The following is a 13005-nucleotide window of genomic DNA, read 5'->3' as shown; positions in this document are numbered from 1 at the left end:
GTGCTTCTGTTGCAGGAGAGCGAGCTGGGCGGGTTAAAGGTCATCATCGACCTGCCACGCCGCCATTGAAAACAAACCGTAGCAGCTGTCGAGCCTCGCCAAGGCTCGACAGCTGCTACGGGATACTCGGGCTGATTGCCGGAGTATCCCGCAACTCATCAAACCCTGAACTGATCCATCAGGCCCTGCTGCTGATTCGCCAGGCTGTTCAACGCCTGGCTGACCCGCGCCGATTCATTCGCCTGTTCGGACAACGACTCCGTCACATCCCGAATCGTCGCCACGTTGTTGTTGATCTCCTCGGCCACCGCACTTTGCTCTTCGGCGGCGCTGGCGATCTGCAGGTTCATGTCGCTGATTACCGTTACCGCATCGCCGATCTGGCGCAAGGCGGTCACGGCCTGGCCCACTTGTTCGACGCTGCCCTGGGCCTGGCGATGGCTGTTGCTCATGGAACCGACCACTTCCTGGGTACCGCTTTGCAGTTGCTCGATCACCAGGCGGGTTTCTTCCACCGACTCCTGGGTACGTCGCGCCAGGTTGCGCACTTCATCGGCGACCACCGCAAAACCACGACCGGCTTCACCCGCGCGGGCGGCCTCGATAGCGGCGTTCAGTGCCAGCAGGTTGGTCTGCTCGGCGATTGCACGAATCACTTCCAGTACCGAACCGATCTTCTCGCTGTTGGCCGCCAGTCCTTCAACCTGGGTCATCGCGGTGCTCATATCCGCCGCCAGGTGGCCGATGCTGGTGGTGGTGCGGTCGATCACGGTCAAACCTTCACGCGTCGCCTGATCGGCATCGCGGGCAGCCTGGGCGGCTTGCGCGGCACTGCGGGCGACGTCCTGGGCGGTGGCGCTCATCTCGTGGGAGGCGGTGGCCACCTGGTCGACCTGACGGTATTGCTGCTCCATGCCGGCACTGGTTTCAGTGGCGATGGCGGCCGACTGGTCGGCGGTGCCACGGGCGTCCTGCACTGAGCGTTTGACCTGGGCAATGATCGGCTGCAGCTTGTCGAGGAAGCGGTTGAACCAGCCGGCCAATTCGCCGAGTTCGTCGTGTTTGTCGTAGGCCAGGCGGCGGGTCAGGTCACCTTCGCCACTGGCAATGTCTTCCAGCATGCGTGCCACGCCGAGGATCGGCCGGGTCACGCTGCGGGCCATCAGCCACACCAGCAACAGGCCGACGATTGCTGCCAGCAGGCCCAGGCTCAGTTCCAGCAGAGTGCCCTTGGCGTTATCGGCGTCCAGTTTGGACTTCAGGGCTTCAGCCGGAGCCACCAGGACTTTTTCCGGAACATCCAGCAACACGCCCCACGGCTTGCCATCGGGGATCGGCTGGAACGGCGCGAGCACCTTGAGTTGGTGGTCGGTGCGCACGCTGCGGGTCTGGGTGCTGGTGGAAAGCGAACTGATCAATTGCGCGCCGTTGGCGGTGTCGACGGCATCCAGGCGCTGGCTGAGTTTGCCGGCGTCCGGGCTGTAGCCAGCCAGCAGGCCCACCGGGCTGATGATGCTGACGCTGGTCTGGCCGTCGTAGAGTTTCTGGCTGGCGCCCTGGCTGACGGCTTGCAGGCTGTTGAGGTTGATGTCCACCGACAGCGAGGCGATGACTTTGCCGTTGACCATCAGCGGGAAGACGATGCTGGTCATCAGCACCTTTTGCCCATCGATCACATAGAAGTACGGCTCGATCACGCAGGGCTTGAGTGTGGTGCGCGGGCAGGTGAACCAGGCGTTGGCTTTTTCGCCGCTGGGTCCGACGCTGGTGTCGGACATGTCGCTTTCGGGCAGCGACATTGAAGTCAGCTTGCCCGCAGTCGGCTGGGACCAGTACAGCGCAAAGCGGCCCTTGTCGTTGCTGCCCAGCTCTTGCTGGTTGGCGAACAGTTCGTCCTTGCCATCCAGTGCGTTGGCCTCGAATACCAGGGACAGGCCCAGCAGTTCCGGATTGGCCTGCAGCGCGGCCTTGACCTGGCGGGTCAGGTCTTCGCGCAGGTCGAAGGCATCCAGGAAGCGTTTCTCGGCCTGCTCGCGCAGGAACAACACCTGCCGGGAAAAACCGTGGCCGTATTGATAGGCGTCCATGAACTGCTGGCGAATGCCCAAGGCCTGGACCTCACCCTGGGCTTCGATGCGCGCCTGGGCGGCTTCGTCGAGCATTTCCATACTGGAAGCCTTGACCAGGTCGGAGCTCTGCGCCATGCGGTACAGCGAGAGACCTACCAGCAAGGTCACGATGCCCAGCAGGCAAAGACCGGCCAGCAGGGTAATTTTCCATTGAATGGACAGCTGTCTGAGCGACATGGAGCCTTCCTTAACTTTCGATACGACAGAGACGATCTGCCTGTATCGGCGGCTCGGAAATTTTCTTTATTCAAACGATCAATTTAAACCTGTTTGTGTGGCGAGGGGGCTTGTCCCCCGTTGGGCTGCGTAGCGGCCCCAAAAAAAGCGGGAGCGCTGCGCACTCCAACGGGGGACAAGCCCCCTCGCCACAGGACAAGCCCCCTCGCCACAGACAAATCCCCTAACCACTGACAAACCTTCTCCCCACTTTTTTGACAAGGCAGGCCGGGTGCTGCAAAGTGCGCGCCCTCTAATAAAACTCCCTTAAAACCTGGTTTGCGGCAGCCGTTCCCGACAGCAGCCCGGGCAGGTGCGTGCTTTTTTCATGTTTTCTGTCTTGAGGTAACGATGATTAATGCAGTAATCGCCGCAGTCGGCACCATGCTGGTGCTCAGCTTGTCCCGCGTGCATGTGGTGATCGCGATCATTGTCGGCGCCCTGGTGGGTGGCCTGACCGGCGGCCTGGGTATCGACGCGACGCTCAAGGCGTTCAACAGCGGCCTGGGTGGCGGTGCGACGGTGGCGTTGTCCTACGCGCTGCTCGGCGCGTTCGCCGTGGCGATTGCCAAATCCGGCCTGGCCCATGCGCTGGCCGATAAAGCCCTGCTGCTGGTGGATCGGCAGGAAGCCACGGGCGGCAGTCACGTCAAATGGCTGCTGATCGGTCTGCTCTGGGTGGTGGCCATCGCCTCGCAGAACATCCTGCCGATCCACATCGCGTTTATCCCGCTGCTGGTACCGCCGCTTTTATATGTGCTGACCAAACTGCAGCTGGACCGCCGTCTCATCGCCTGCGTCATGACCTTCGGCCTGATCACGCCCTACATGTTTCTGCCGGTGGGCTTCGGCAACATCTTCCTGAATCAGATCCTGCTGGCCAACGTGGCCAAGAGCGGTGTCGACATCAGCCAGGTCAATGTCACCCATGCCATGGGCCTACCGGCGCTGGGCATGGTGGTCGGTTTGCTGGTGGCGGTGTTTGTCAGCTACCGCAAGAAGCGTGTGTACGACCTGGAGAAGATCGAGCGAGTCGAGCAGGTGGCGGTGCACTACAACCCGCTGACCCTGCTGGTGGCCGGCCTGGCGATTGCGGCGGCGTTCATTATCCAGCTGTGGCTGGACTCGATGATCATTGGCGCCCTGGCCGGGTTCCTGATCTTTTCGGTGTCGGGCATCGTGCGCTGGCGCGACACCGATGACCTGTTCACCGAAGGCATGAAGATGATGGCGATGATCGGTTTCATCATGATCGCCTCGTCGGGCTTTGCCGAAGTGCTCAAGGCCACCGGTGAAGTGCAGACACTCGTGCAAGCCTCCGCGGCGTTTATCGGCCATAGCCGCGGTGTGGGCGCGCTGCTGATGCTGCTGGTGGGCTTGCTGGTGACCATGGGCATCGGCTCGTCGTTTTCCACGGTGCCGATCCTGGCGGCGATCTTTGTGCCGCTGTGCGTGCAGCTGGGCTTCAGCCCGCTGGCGATCGTGTGCATCGTCGGCACGGCCGGGGCATTGGGTGATGCCGGCTCGCCTGCGTCGGACTCCACCCTGGGCCCGACTTCCGGTTTGAACATCGATGGCCAGCACCACCATATCTGGGACACCGTGGTACCGACCTTCCTGCACTACAACATTCCGCTGCTGGCGTTTGGCTGGTTTGCCGCGATGACGCTCTGACAGGATTGTCCTACAGATTTATTGTAACTAGCCGTTAACCTCTTGAGTTGTCCCTCAAGAGAGAAGAGCCATGCGTCTGAGTCTAAAGGCCAAAGTACTGTCCCTTGCTGTCCTGCCCGTGTTGTTGTTTGCCGTGATCATCAGCCTGACCACGGTGTGGATCCTTCGGGAGCAGGCCCGCAACGAGGTCGAAGAAACCCGTCAGAACCTGCTCAACGACGCCAAGACCACCTTGCGCGGCTACGTCGAGGTGGCGATGACCACCATCAAGCCGCTGTACGACGCTGCCGCCCAAGGCGATACGGCCGCACGGACGCAAGTGGTCAAGCTGCTGTCCAACACCAGCTATGGCAAGGATGGTTATTTCTTCGGCTACGACTCCGAGACCATTCGCCTGTTCAAGGGCAACAGCCCGGACGGCGTCGGCAAAAGCTTCAAGGACAACCGTGACCCGAATGGCGTGTACGTCAACCGTGACTTGGTGAAAGTCGGCAAGGACGGCACCCACTACCTGCAATACAGCTCGACGCAGCCCGGCCAGACCGAACTGGTGCCCAAGCTCGGCTACACCGAATACCTGCCCAAATGGGACATGGTGATCGGTACGTCGGTGAACCTGGACGGTATCGATGCACAAGTTGCCGTGGTTCAGGCCAAGGTCGAGAAGCGCATGGAAGGCGTGGTGCTGAGTATTATCGGTATTGCCGTGGTGGTGCTGTTGGTGATCGCCGCCGTGGGCATGCTGGTGGCCAATACCATCCTGCGACCGCTGCACCTGATGAAGATCAACCTCGACGACATCGCCGCCGGTGAGGGTGACCTGACCCGCCGCCTGGCCATCACCAGCCAGGACGAGCTTGGCGAACTGGCAGGCTCTTTCAACCGCTTTGTCGACAAGATCCACAGCCTGGTACGCCAGATCACCGAGATGACCTCCCAGCTTACCGGCCTGGTGAGCCAGGTCGCCGAGCAAGCCAACCGCTCGGAAAAGGCCATGGAGCGCCAGCGTCACGAGACCGACCAGGTGGCTACCGCGATCAACGAAATGTCCTCCGCGGCCCATGAAGTGGCGCGCAGTGCCCAAGGCGCAGCCGTCGCTGCGCAGCAAACCGACGCCGAAGGCCAGGCCGCGAAAAAAGTCGTGGATGGCAGCATCGCGCAGATTCACGCGCTGGTGAACGACATCCGCAGCAGCGGCGTGTCCCTGGACAGCTTGCAGCAGGATGTGTCGTCGATTGTCAGCGTGCTTGGCGTGATCCGCTCGATTGCCGAACAGACCAACTTGCTCGCCCTCAACGCCGCCATTGAAGCCGCGCGGGCAGGGGAGGCCGGTCGTGGTTTTGCCGTGGTCGCCGACGAAGTACGGGCGTTGGCCAGCCGCACCCAGCAAAGCACCCAGGAGATCCAGGGCATGATCGACCGCCTGCAAAAAGGCACCGAAGCCGCCGTGGAGTCCATGCGCCGTTCCAGTGACGCCGGTGACGGCACATCGGCCCAGGCCAACGAAGCCGGAGCATCCCTGGACACCATGGCGCAGCTGATCGGCACCATCAACTCGATGAACGCGCAGATCGCCAGCGCGGCGGAAGAACAAACCGCCGTGGCCGAAGAGATCAACCGCAGCGTGCATCAGATCGCGGTGGCGGTTGACAGTGTGGCCGATGAAACCCAACAGGGTGCCCAGACCTCCCGCAGCCTGGCGGACCTGGGGCAGCGGTTGGGTCAGTTGGTGGGGCAGTTCAGGATTTGATTGCAGGCTTGAGCCATCGGCAACGTCCCGTTGCCGACGGGCTTGGCTGGATTGATCGATCAGGTCAACAGCGCCAAACGTTCCACCGTCTCCGGAAACTTCGCCACCAGCCGAATCAAGGTTGCCGCCTGAGCATTGGGTGTGGCCCGGCCTTGCTCCCAATTTTCCAGGGTCCGGGTGTTGGTGCGCAGGTACATCGCAAACACCGAGCGCGACAGATTGAGTTGTTGACGCACAGCGACTACTTCGTCGGCAGTGAGCGGTGCCAGCTTGCTCAACTGCACCTTGTGGCTGCGCAGCGTTACCTTGCCTTGTCGTTCATCTGCCAGCGCGTCGAAGCCTTCGACCAGTTCGGAAAAGATGTCACGTTTCATAAGATTTTCTCGCTTTGATTTCCCTGTCCAGCAGGTGTTTGAGCGCCGTTTTGTGTTGAGCGCTCAGGTCGTCCTGTTCGTGTTTGCCATAAAGGGTGAACAGCCAGAACTGCGTACCGCCCGACCACCAGTAATAGATGACTCGCAGGCCACCCCGTTTGCCCTTGTTGCGTCGCTCGTCGACAAAGCGCACCTTGCGTAACCCGCCGGTTCCCTCTATCACGTTGCCCGCTTGCGGGTTTCTCATCAACTCTTGTTGAAAGCCGTGAAATAACTCATCACTCAGATAATCCCTGCGGTGCCGCTCAAAGGCTGGCAATTCGATAAATAGAGCATCCATGTTCTGTACGTAGCCTGCGTATAGTTTGGTGGCCCATCTGCGGTGGGTCAAGTGACCCTGCTGTGGGATGTTTCCTAAAACGCAACCACGATACGAGCGACCCAGGCAGGGTGATGCCGGAAGGGGAGGCATCTCGACGAGGAAAATTCCCTTTGTGTGTCAGACAACAAATTAATACGCCAGAAACGCAAAACGGCGCCCGAAGGCGCCGTTTTGCTTGCTGCGTTTAACTAAGCGATCAACCCGCCATCACCGCATGCTGCACCAGGGTGAGCAACGGTTGTGGGTACACACCCAGGAAGAACGCCAGCAGGGCGATTGCCAGCAGCATCACGCCGCCTGCTTTCTGTTCCCAGTGCAACTCGGCGTCCACACGGCGCAGGTTTGGCTCGATCAGGTACAAGGTCACCATCACGCGCAGGTAGTAGAAAACGCCGATGGCGCTGCCCAGTACCAGGGACGCAACCAACCACCATTCGTGCGCTTCAACACCGGTGGCCACGATGTAGAACTTGCCGATGAAGCCCGCAGTCAGCGGGATACCCGCCAGGGACAGCATCATCACGGTCAGTACGGCGGTCAGGTACGGACGGCGCCAGAACAGGCCGCGGTATTCGTACAGGGCGTCGGCGTCGCGGCCTTTGTAAGGCGAGGACATCAGCGTGATCACACCGAATGCACCCAGGCTTGTGATCACGTAGGTGACCAGGTACACGCCGATGGCTTCCATCGCCAGGCCCTTGCTCGCCACCAGGGCGATCAGCAGGTAACCGAAGTGCGCGATGGACGAATAACCCAGCAGACGCTTGAGGTTGTTCTGGGTCAGCGCCAGCAGGTTGCCGAACAGGATCGAAGCGATGGCGATGATGGTCAGCACGTTGCTGAGTACACCGGTGTTGGCCGCAGGGGAGATCTGGAACAGACGCACCATCACGGCAAACACGGCGACTTTCGACGCGGTAGCCAGGAAAGCAGCCACCGGCGCCGGGGCGCCTTCGTACACGTCCGGGGTCCACAGGTGGAACGGCACCAGCGACAGCTTGAACGCCAGGCCGATCAGCATCATGGCCAGGCCCAGTTGGGCGATTGGCGCTGGGCTGCCGGAGGCTGCCAGGGCGTGACCGATACCGCTGAAGCTCAGGCTGCCGGCTTCTGCGTAGAGCAGGGCCATACCGAACAACAGGAATGCCGAACCGGCAGCCGACAGCACCATGTACTTGATGCCGGCTTCCAGGGAGCGCTTGTTGAAGAAGGCATACGCTACCAGGCCGTAGACCGGGATCGACAGCAGTTCCAGGCCGATGAACAAGCCGGCCAGGTGCTGCGCGCTGACCAGCACGATACCACCGGCCGCAGCCAGCAGGATCAGCAGGTACAGCTCTTCGCGGTTGCCCGGGTAGCCGGTGCCGCCTTCGCCGAGGTAGGCGTGGGCAAGCGTGACGCAGGCCAGGGTAGCAACCAGGATCAACGCGATATACAGCAGCGCGAAGTCATCGACCATCATCAGCGGGGTCACGGCCAGTGGCGCGACCTTGAGTGCCGGGATAATCGACAGCAGGGCCAGGTTCAAGCCCGCACAGGACAGCAGGAACGTTTGCGAGTGATTGCGGCGCCAGGCGATCGCCAGCATCACCACCACGATGGTGAGGCTGGTGATCAGCAGCGGCGCAAGCGCGATAAAGTGTTGGATCGTGAATTCCATAGCGCTCTTACCGGGCCGAAGCGAGTTGAGAGAAGGCGGTGCCGAACCACTGCTGCACGCCATGCATCGTTGCGGCAGAAGTATCCAGGAACGGTTGCGGGTACACGCCGATAAACACCAGCAGTACCGCAAGGCCGAGCACCATGATCAGTTCGCGACCGTCCATGCCGTGCAACACGGTGTCGGACTTGGCCGGACCGAAGTATGCGCGGTGGATCATGATCAGCGAGTAGACCGAACCGAACACCAGGCCAGACGTAGCGATTGCACTGACCCACGGCGTATGCACGAAGGCACCCATCAGGATCAGGAACTCGCCGATGAAGTTACCGGTACCCGGCAAGCCCAGGGATGCGGCGGCGAAGAACAGGCTGATGGCCGGCAGGTAGGCGATACGTGACCACACGCCACCCATCTCGCGCATGTCACGAGTGTGCAGGCGCTCGTACAGTTGGCCGCTGAGGATAAACAGTGCCGCTGCCGACACACCGTGAGCCAGCATCTGGATCACTGCGCCTTGCAGCGCCAGTTGGCTGCCGGAGTAGATGCCGATCAGTACGAAGCCCATGTGGGAAACGGACGAGAAGGCAATCAGACGCTTGATGTCGGTTTGGGCGAAGGCCAGGAACGCACCGTAGAAGATCCCGATCAGACCGAGGGTCATGGCGATCGGCGCGAACTCGGCCGAGGCATTCGGGAACAGCGGCAGGGCGAAACGCAGCAGGCCGTAGGCCGCCGTCTTCAAGAGGATACCGGCCAGGTCGACGGAACCTGCAGTCGGCGCCTGGGCGTGAGCGTCAGGCAACCAGGAGTGGAACGGCACCACCGGCAGCTTCACCGCGAACGCGATGAAGAAGCCCAGCATCAGGATGTACTCGGTGGTCAGGGACATCTTGGTTTTCAACAGGTCGGCGTAGTTGAACGTGATCACGCCCGTGCTGTTGAAGTTGACCAGTACCAGGCCCAGGATCGCCACCAACATGATCAGGCCGGAAGCCTGGGTGAAGATGAAGAACTTGGTCGCCGCGTAGATCCGGGTTTTCTTGCCGTCCGAAGAACTGTGACCCCAGAGCGCGATGAGGAAGTACATCGGCACCAGCATCATTTCCCAGAAGAAGAAGAACATGAACAGGTCGAGGGCGAGGAACACGCCGACAACGCCGCCCAGGATCCACATCAGGTTCAGGTGGAAGAAGCCCACATGACGCTGGATCTCTTTCCAGGAGCAGAGTACCGAGAGGATACCCAGCAGGCCGGTCAGCAGGATCATCAACAGCGACAGGCCGTCGAGGGCCAGGTGCACGTTGATGCCGAAGCGCTGGATCCACACGTGCTTGAATTCAAGCGCGAAGGTGGGATCGACACCCGGTGCCGGAGCAAATGAATAGTCACCGTGGGCCCACAGCCAGAGGCCGAGCGCGAGTTCCAGGGACATGGTCAGCAACGCAATCCAGCGGGGGAGGGTGGCGCCGAAGCGTTCACCCATCCAGCAGAGCAGGCCGCCGATAAAGGGGATCAGGATTAGCCAGGGCAGAATCATGACGGGCTCGTTTCCTTTCGCAAGTTCGCAAAGTTCGCAATGTGCATAGTCAGACCGCGACCACGATGATGGCGCCGATTACCAGGACGGCACCGGCCGCCATGGAAGCTGCATACCAGCGCAATTGGCCGGTCTCGCTGCGGCTCAGGGCGGTGTGACCGGCCTTGGCGGCACGCGGGATCAAACCGATGGTTTGGTCGAGCGGGTCTTTGCGCAGTACGTGGCTGATCGCAAGGTACGGCTTAACGAACAGTTTGTCGTAGATCCAGTCGAAGCCCCAGGCAGCGAACCACCAGGCCGAAAGGAAGCGGCCAATGCCACTGTTGGCGATGGCGGTGACGAAGCGGCGCTTGCCGAGGAACAGCAGGGCCGCCAGCAGGATACCCGCGATGGCGATGGCGCCCGAGGCGATTTCCAGGCTGTGCTTGGCTGCACCACCGGCATGGCCGGCGCTTTCCGGCAAAACACCGGCCAGTGGCGGGGTGATCATGGCGCCGACGAAGGTCGACAGGATGATCAGCACCGACAGTGGCAGCCAGTGGGAAATGCCATGGCCTGCGTGGGCTTCAGTCTTGGCTTCACCGTGGAACGTGATGAAGATCAGGCGGAAGGTGTACAGCGAGGTCATGAACGCACCTACCAGGCCGGCGTACAGCAGGCCGTGGTTACCGCTGGCAAAGGCTTCCCAGAGGATTTCGTCTTTCGAGTAGAAACCTGCGGTCACCAGTGGCAGGGCCGACAAGGCCGCGCCGCCGACGATGAAGCTGGCGTAGGCCAACGGCAGTTTCTTCCACAGGCCGCCCATCTTGAAGATGTTCTGCTCGTGGTGGCAGGCAACGATCACCGCACCGGAAGCAAGGAACAGCAGGGCCTTGAAGAAGGCGTGGGTCATCAGGTGGAAGATCGCGCCGTCCCAGGCGCCAACGCCCAGGGCCAGGAACATGTAGCCGATCTGGCTCATGGTCGAGTAGGCGAGGATACGCTTGATGTCGGTCTGAACCAGGGCAGCAAAACCTGCCAGTACCAGGGTCACGCCACCCACCAGGCCCACCAGATGCAGAATCTCCGGTGCCAGGGTGAACAGGCCGTGGGTACGGGCAATCAGGTAGACACCGGCGGTTACCATGGTCGCGGCGTGGATCAGTGCCGAAACCGGGGTAGGACCGGCCATCGCATCCGCCAGCCAGGTTTGCAGCGGCAGTTGCGCGGATTTACCGACAGCGCCACCCAGCAGCATCAGGGTCGCCAGGGTGATCCAGAAGTCGCCGACCTGGAATTTCTGCGGTGCCAGCACCAGCAGTTCCTGGATGTTCAGCGTGCCCACCTGTTGGAACAGGATGAACAGGCCGATGGCCATGAACACGTCACCGATCCGGGTCACGATAAAGGCTTTGAGTGCGGCGTTACCGTTGTTGCGGTTGCTGTAGTAGAAACCGATCAACAGGTACGAGCACAGGCCCACACCTTCCCAGCCGAAGTACAGGAACAACAGGTTATCGCCCAGCACCAGGAACAGCATGCTGGCGATAAACAGGTTGGTGTAGGCGAAGAAGCGCGAGTAACCGGCTTCACCGCGCATGTACCAGGACGCGAACAGGTGGATCAGGAAGCCCACACCCACCACCACGCCGAGCATGGTGATCGACAGGCCGTCGACGTAGAGGGCGAAGTTGGGCTTGAAGCCCTCCACCGACATCCACTGCCACAACACCAGGGTGTAGTGACCGCCTTCAGGCGGTGCGACGTTGAATTGCCAGATGACGTAGGCGGCGACAATTGCCGACAGGCCAATGGAACCTACGCCGACCAGGGCCGAGAGGTTTTCCGACCAGCGTCCACGGGAGAACGACAGCAGCAGGAAACCGATCAGGGGAAATACGAAAGTCAGAAAGATCATGTTCATCCGCGCATCTCACTGGCAGCGTCGATATCAAGCGTGTGGAAGCGACGATACAGTTGCAGCAGGATCGCCAGGCCAATACTGGCCTCGGCGGCTGCCAGGCTGATCACCAGGATGAACATCACTTGTCCATCCGGCTGGCCCCAACGGCTACCGGCCACGATGAACGCGAGTGCCGCGGCGTTCATCATGATTTCCAGGCTCATCAACACGAACAGAATGTTGCGGCGAACCATCAGGCCGACCAGGCCAAGGCAGAACAGGATGCCGGCGACCGCCAGACCATGCTCCAAAGGGATAGCAGGCATCGTCATTGCTCCTTGGCTTCGTTGCGGCCCAAGTGGAAGGCGGTGATGGCTGCAGCGAGCAGCAGCATCGAAGCCAGTTCGACCACCAGCAGGTACGGGCCGAACAGGCTGATGCCCACGGCTTTCGCGTCTACGGTGGTGTGGCCGATGGCCTGGCCGCTCTGGTGAGCGAATAGCACATACAGCAGTTCAGCCAGCAGCAGGGCTGCCAGGATCACCGGGCCGAGCCAGATGCCGGGCTTGAGCCAGACGCGTTCCTGGGCGACAGACGCCGGCCCCAGGTTGAGCATCATCACCACAAACACGAACAGCACCATGATGGCGCCGGCGTAGGCGATCACTTCCAGTACACCGGCGAACGGTGCGCCGAGGCTGAAGAAGGTCATGGCCACGGCGATCAGCGAAATGATCAGGTAGAGCAGGGCGTGCACGGGGTTAGTGTTGGTGATCACGCGAAGCGTGGACACCACTGCAATACCCGATGCGAAATAGAAAGCGAATTCCATCTTTCTTCCTTAAGGCAGCAAGCTCTTCACGTTGATCGGCTCGGCTTCGTTTTGTGCGGCGCCTTTCGGCTTACCGGCAACGGCCATACCTGCAACACGATAGAAGTTGTAATCAGGGTTTTTACCGGGACCAGAGATCAGCAGATCTTCTTTCTCGTACACCAGGTCCTGACGTTTGAACTCGGCCATCTCGAAATCCGGTGTCAGCTGGATCGCGGTGGTCGGGCAAGCTTCCTCGCAGAGGCCGCAGAAAATGCAGCGCGAGAAGTTGATGCGGAAGAAGTCCGGGTACCAGCGACCGTCTTCGGTTTCAGCTTTCTGCAGCGAGATGCAACCCACCGGGCACGCCACGGCGCACAGGTTGCAGGCCACGCAGCGCTCTTCGCCGTCGGGGTCGCGGGTCAGGACAATGCGGCCGCGATAACGCGGCGGCAGGTACACCGCTTCTTCCGGGTATTGCAGGGTGTCGCGTTTGCGAAAGCCGTGACCGAACACCATCACCAGGCTTCGCAACTGGGTACCGGTACCCTTAACGATGTCGCCAATATATTTGAACATGGGTCAAA

11 protein-coding genes are annotated in these 13005 nt (G+C 61.0%); 2 read left to right on the top strand and 9 right to left on the bottom strand.

What is annotated here, in order from left to right; all coding sequences use genetic code 11:
- Positions 1 to 158: 158 nt before the first annotated feature.
- Positions 159 to 2306: a methyl-accepting chemotaxis protein gene (locus tag AC3WKX_RS19935; protein ID WP_003219552.1), complete on the bottom strand. Its 2148-nt coding sequence runs from the start codon at positions 2304 to 2306 to the stop codon at positions 159 to 161.
- A 393-nt stretch (positions 2307 to 2699) separates the two neighbouring features.
- Here AC3WKX_RS19935 and AC3WKX_RS19930 point away from each other — a divergent pair, with 393 nt between their 5' ends.
- Positions 2700 to 4019: a Na+/H+ antiporter family protein gene (locus AC3WKX_RS19930; protein WP_161635727.1), complete on the top strand. Its 1320-nt coding sequence runs from the start codon at positions 2700 to 2702 to the stop codon at positions 4017 to 4019.
- A 70-nt stretch (positions 4020 to 4089) separates the two neighbouring features.
- Positions 4090 to 5769: a methyl-accepting chemotaxis protein CtpM gene (gene ctpM / locus AC3WKX_RS19925; protein ID WP_102604536.1), complete on the top strand. Its 1680-nt coding sequence runs from the start codon at positions 4090 to 4092 to the stop codon at positions 5767 to 5769.
- 59 nt (positions 5770 to 5828) lie between these two features.
- Here the strand turns inward: ctpM and AC3WKX_RS19920 are convergent, their stop codons facing one another.
- From AC3WKX_RS19920 to nuoI, 8 genes are all read right to left on the bottom strand, one after another.
- On the bottom strand, positions 5829 to 6143 hold the full coding sequence (locus AC3WKX_RS19920) for a helix-turn-helix domain-containing protein (protein ID WP_102604535.1): 315 nt from the start codon (positions 6141 to 6143) through the stop codon (positions 5829 to 5831).
- Positions 6133 to 6483, bottom strand: a complete 351-nt coding sequence (locus AC3WKX_RS19915; protein ID WP_032899042.1) for a toxin — start codon at positions 6481 to 6483, stop codon at positions 6133 to 6135. Before AC3WKX_RS19915 ends, AC3WKX_RS19920 begins: the two co-directional genes overlap by 11 nt.
- A 238-nt stretch (positions 6484 to 6721) precedes the next feature.
- Positions 6722 to 8185 (bottom strand): NADH-quinone oxidoreductase subunit NuoN, encoded by a 1464-nt coding sequence (nuoN, locus tag AC3WKX_RS19910; RefSeq protein ID WP_003219557.1) that lies wholly within the window; start codon positions 8183 to 8185, stop codon positions 6722 to 6724.
- 7 nt (positions 8186 to 8192) lie between these two features.
- Positions 8193 to 9725: an NADH-quinone oxidoreductase subunit M gene (gene nuoM, locus AC3WKX_RS19905; RefSeq protein ID WP_003219558.1), complete on the bottom strand. Its 1533-nt coding sequence runs from the start codon at positions 9723 to 9725 to the stop codon at positions 8193 to 8195.
- A gap of 49 nt (positions 9726 to 9774) precedes the next feature.
- Complete coding sequence (nuoL, locus tag AC3WKX_RS19900; RefSeq protein WP_003219559.1) at positions 9775 to 11628, bottom strand: NADH-quinone oxidoreductase subunit L; 1854 nt, start codon at positions 11626 to 11628, stop codon at positions 9775 to 9777.
- On the bottom strand, positions 11625 to 11933 hold the full coding sequence (gene nuoK, locus AC3WKX_RS19895; RefSeq protein WP_003219560.1) for an NADH-quinone oxidoreductase subunit NuoK: 309 nt from the start codon (positions 11931 to 11933) through the stop codon (positions 11625 to 11627). The genes nuoL and nuoK overlap by 4 nt, the downstream gene beginning before the upstream one ends.
- A 2-nt stretch (positions 11934 to 11935) precedes the next feature.
- Positions 11936 to 12439, bottom strand: coding sequence for an NADH-quinone oxidoreductase subunit J (nuoJ, locus tag AC3WKX_RS19890; RefSeq protein WP_017476146.1), 504 nt, complete (start codon positions 12437 to 12439; stop codon positions 11936 to 11938).
- 9 nt (positions 12440 to 12448) lie between these two features.
- On the bottom strand, positions 12449 to 12997 hold the full coding sequence (gene nuoI / locus AC3WKX_RS19885; protein ID WP_003174725.1) for an NADH-quinone oxidoreductase subunit NuoI: 549 nt from the start codon (positions 12995 to 12997) through the stop codon (positions 12449 to 12451).
- Positions 12998 to 13005: the final 8 nt, after the last annotated feature.

This window comes from Pseudomonas sp. GP01-A4 (assembly GCF_058780865.1).
Note: the sequence above shows the minus strand (reverse complement) of the source record. Positions and strands in the feature narration are given on the sequence as shown.

What these genes read in the sequence shown, in the direction of transcription:
- AC3WKX_RS19935 (WP_003219552.1), bottom strand. Translation starts at nt 2,306, where the DNA reads ATGTCGCTCAGACAGCTGTCCATTCAATGGAAAATTACCCTGCTGGCC.
- ctpM (WP_102604536.1), top strand. Translation starts at nt 4,090, where the DNA reads ATGCGTCTGAGTCTAAAGGCCAAAGTACTGTCCCTTGCTGTCCTGCCC.
- AC3WKX_RS19920 (WP_102604535.1), bottom strand. Translation starts at nt 6,143, where the DNA reads ATGAAACGTGACATCTTTTCCGAACTGGTCGAAGGCTTCGACGCGCTG.
- AC3WKX_RS19915 (WP_032899042.1), bottom strand. Translation starts at nt 6,483, where the DNA reads ATGGATGCTCTATTTATCGAATTGCCAGCCTTTGAGCGGCACCGCAGG.
- nuoN (WP_003219557.1), bottom strand. Translation starts at nt 8,185, where the DNA reads ATGGAATTCACGATCCAACACTTTATCGCGCTTGCGCCGCTGCTGATC.
- nuoM (WP_003219558.1), bottom strand. Translation starts at nt 9,725, where the DNA reads ATGATTCTGCCCTGGCTAATCCTGATCCCCTTTATCGGCGGCCTGCTC.
- nuoL (WP_003219559.1), bottom strand. Translation starts at nt 11,628, where the DNA reads ATGAACATGATCTTTCTGACTTTCGTATTTCCCCTGATCGGTTTCCTG.
- nuoK (WP_003219560.1), bottom strand. Translation starts at nt 11,933, where the DNA reads ATGCCTGCTATCCCTTTGGAGCATGGTCTGGCGGTCGCCGGCATCCTG.
- nuoJ (WP_017476146.1), bottom strand. Translation starts at nt 12,439, where the DNA reads ATGGAATTCGCTTTCTATTTCGCATCGGGTATTGCAGTGGTGTCCACG.
- nuoI (WP_003174725.1), bottom strand. Translation starts at nt 12,997, where the DNA reads ATGTTCAAATATATTGGCGACATCGTTAAGGGTACCGGTACCCAGTTG.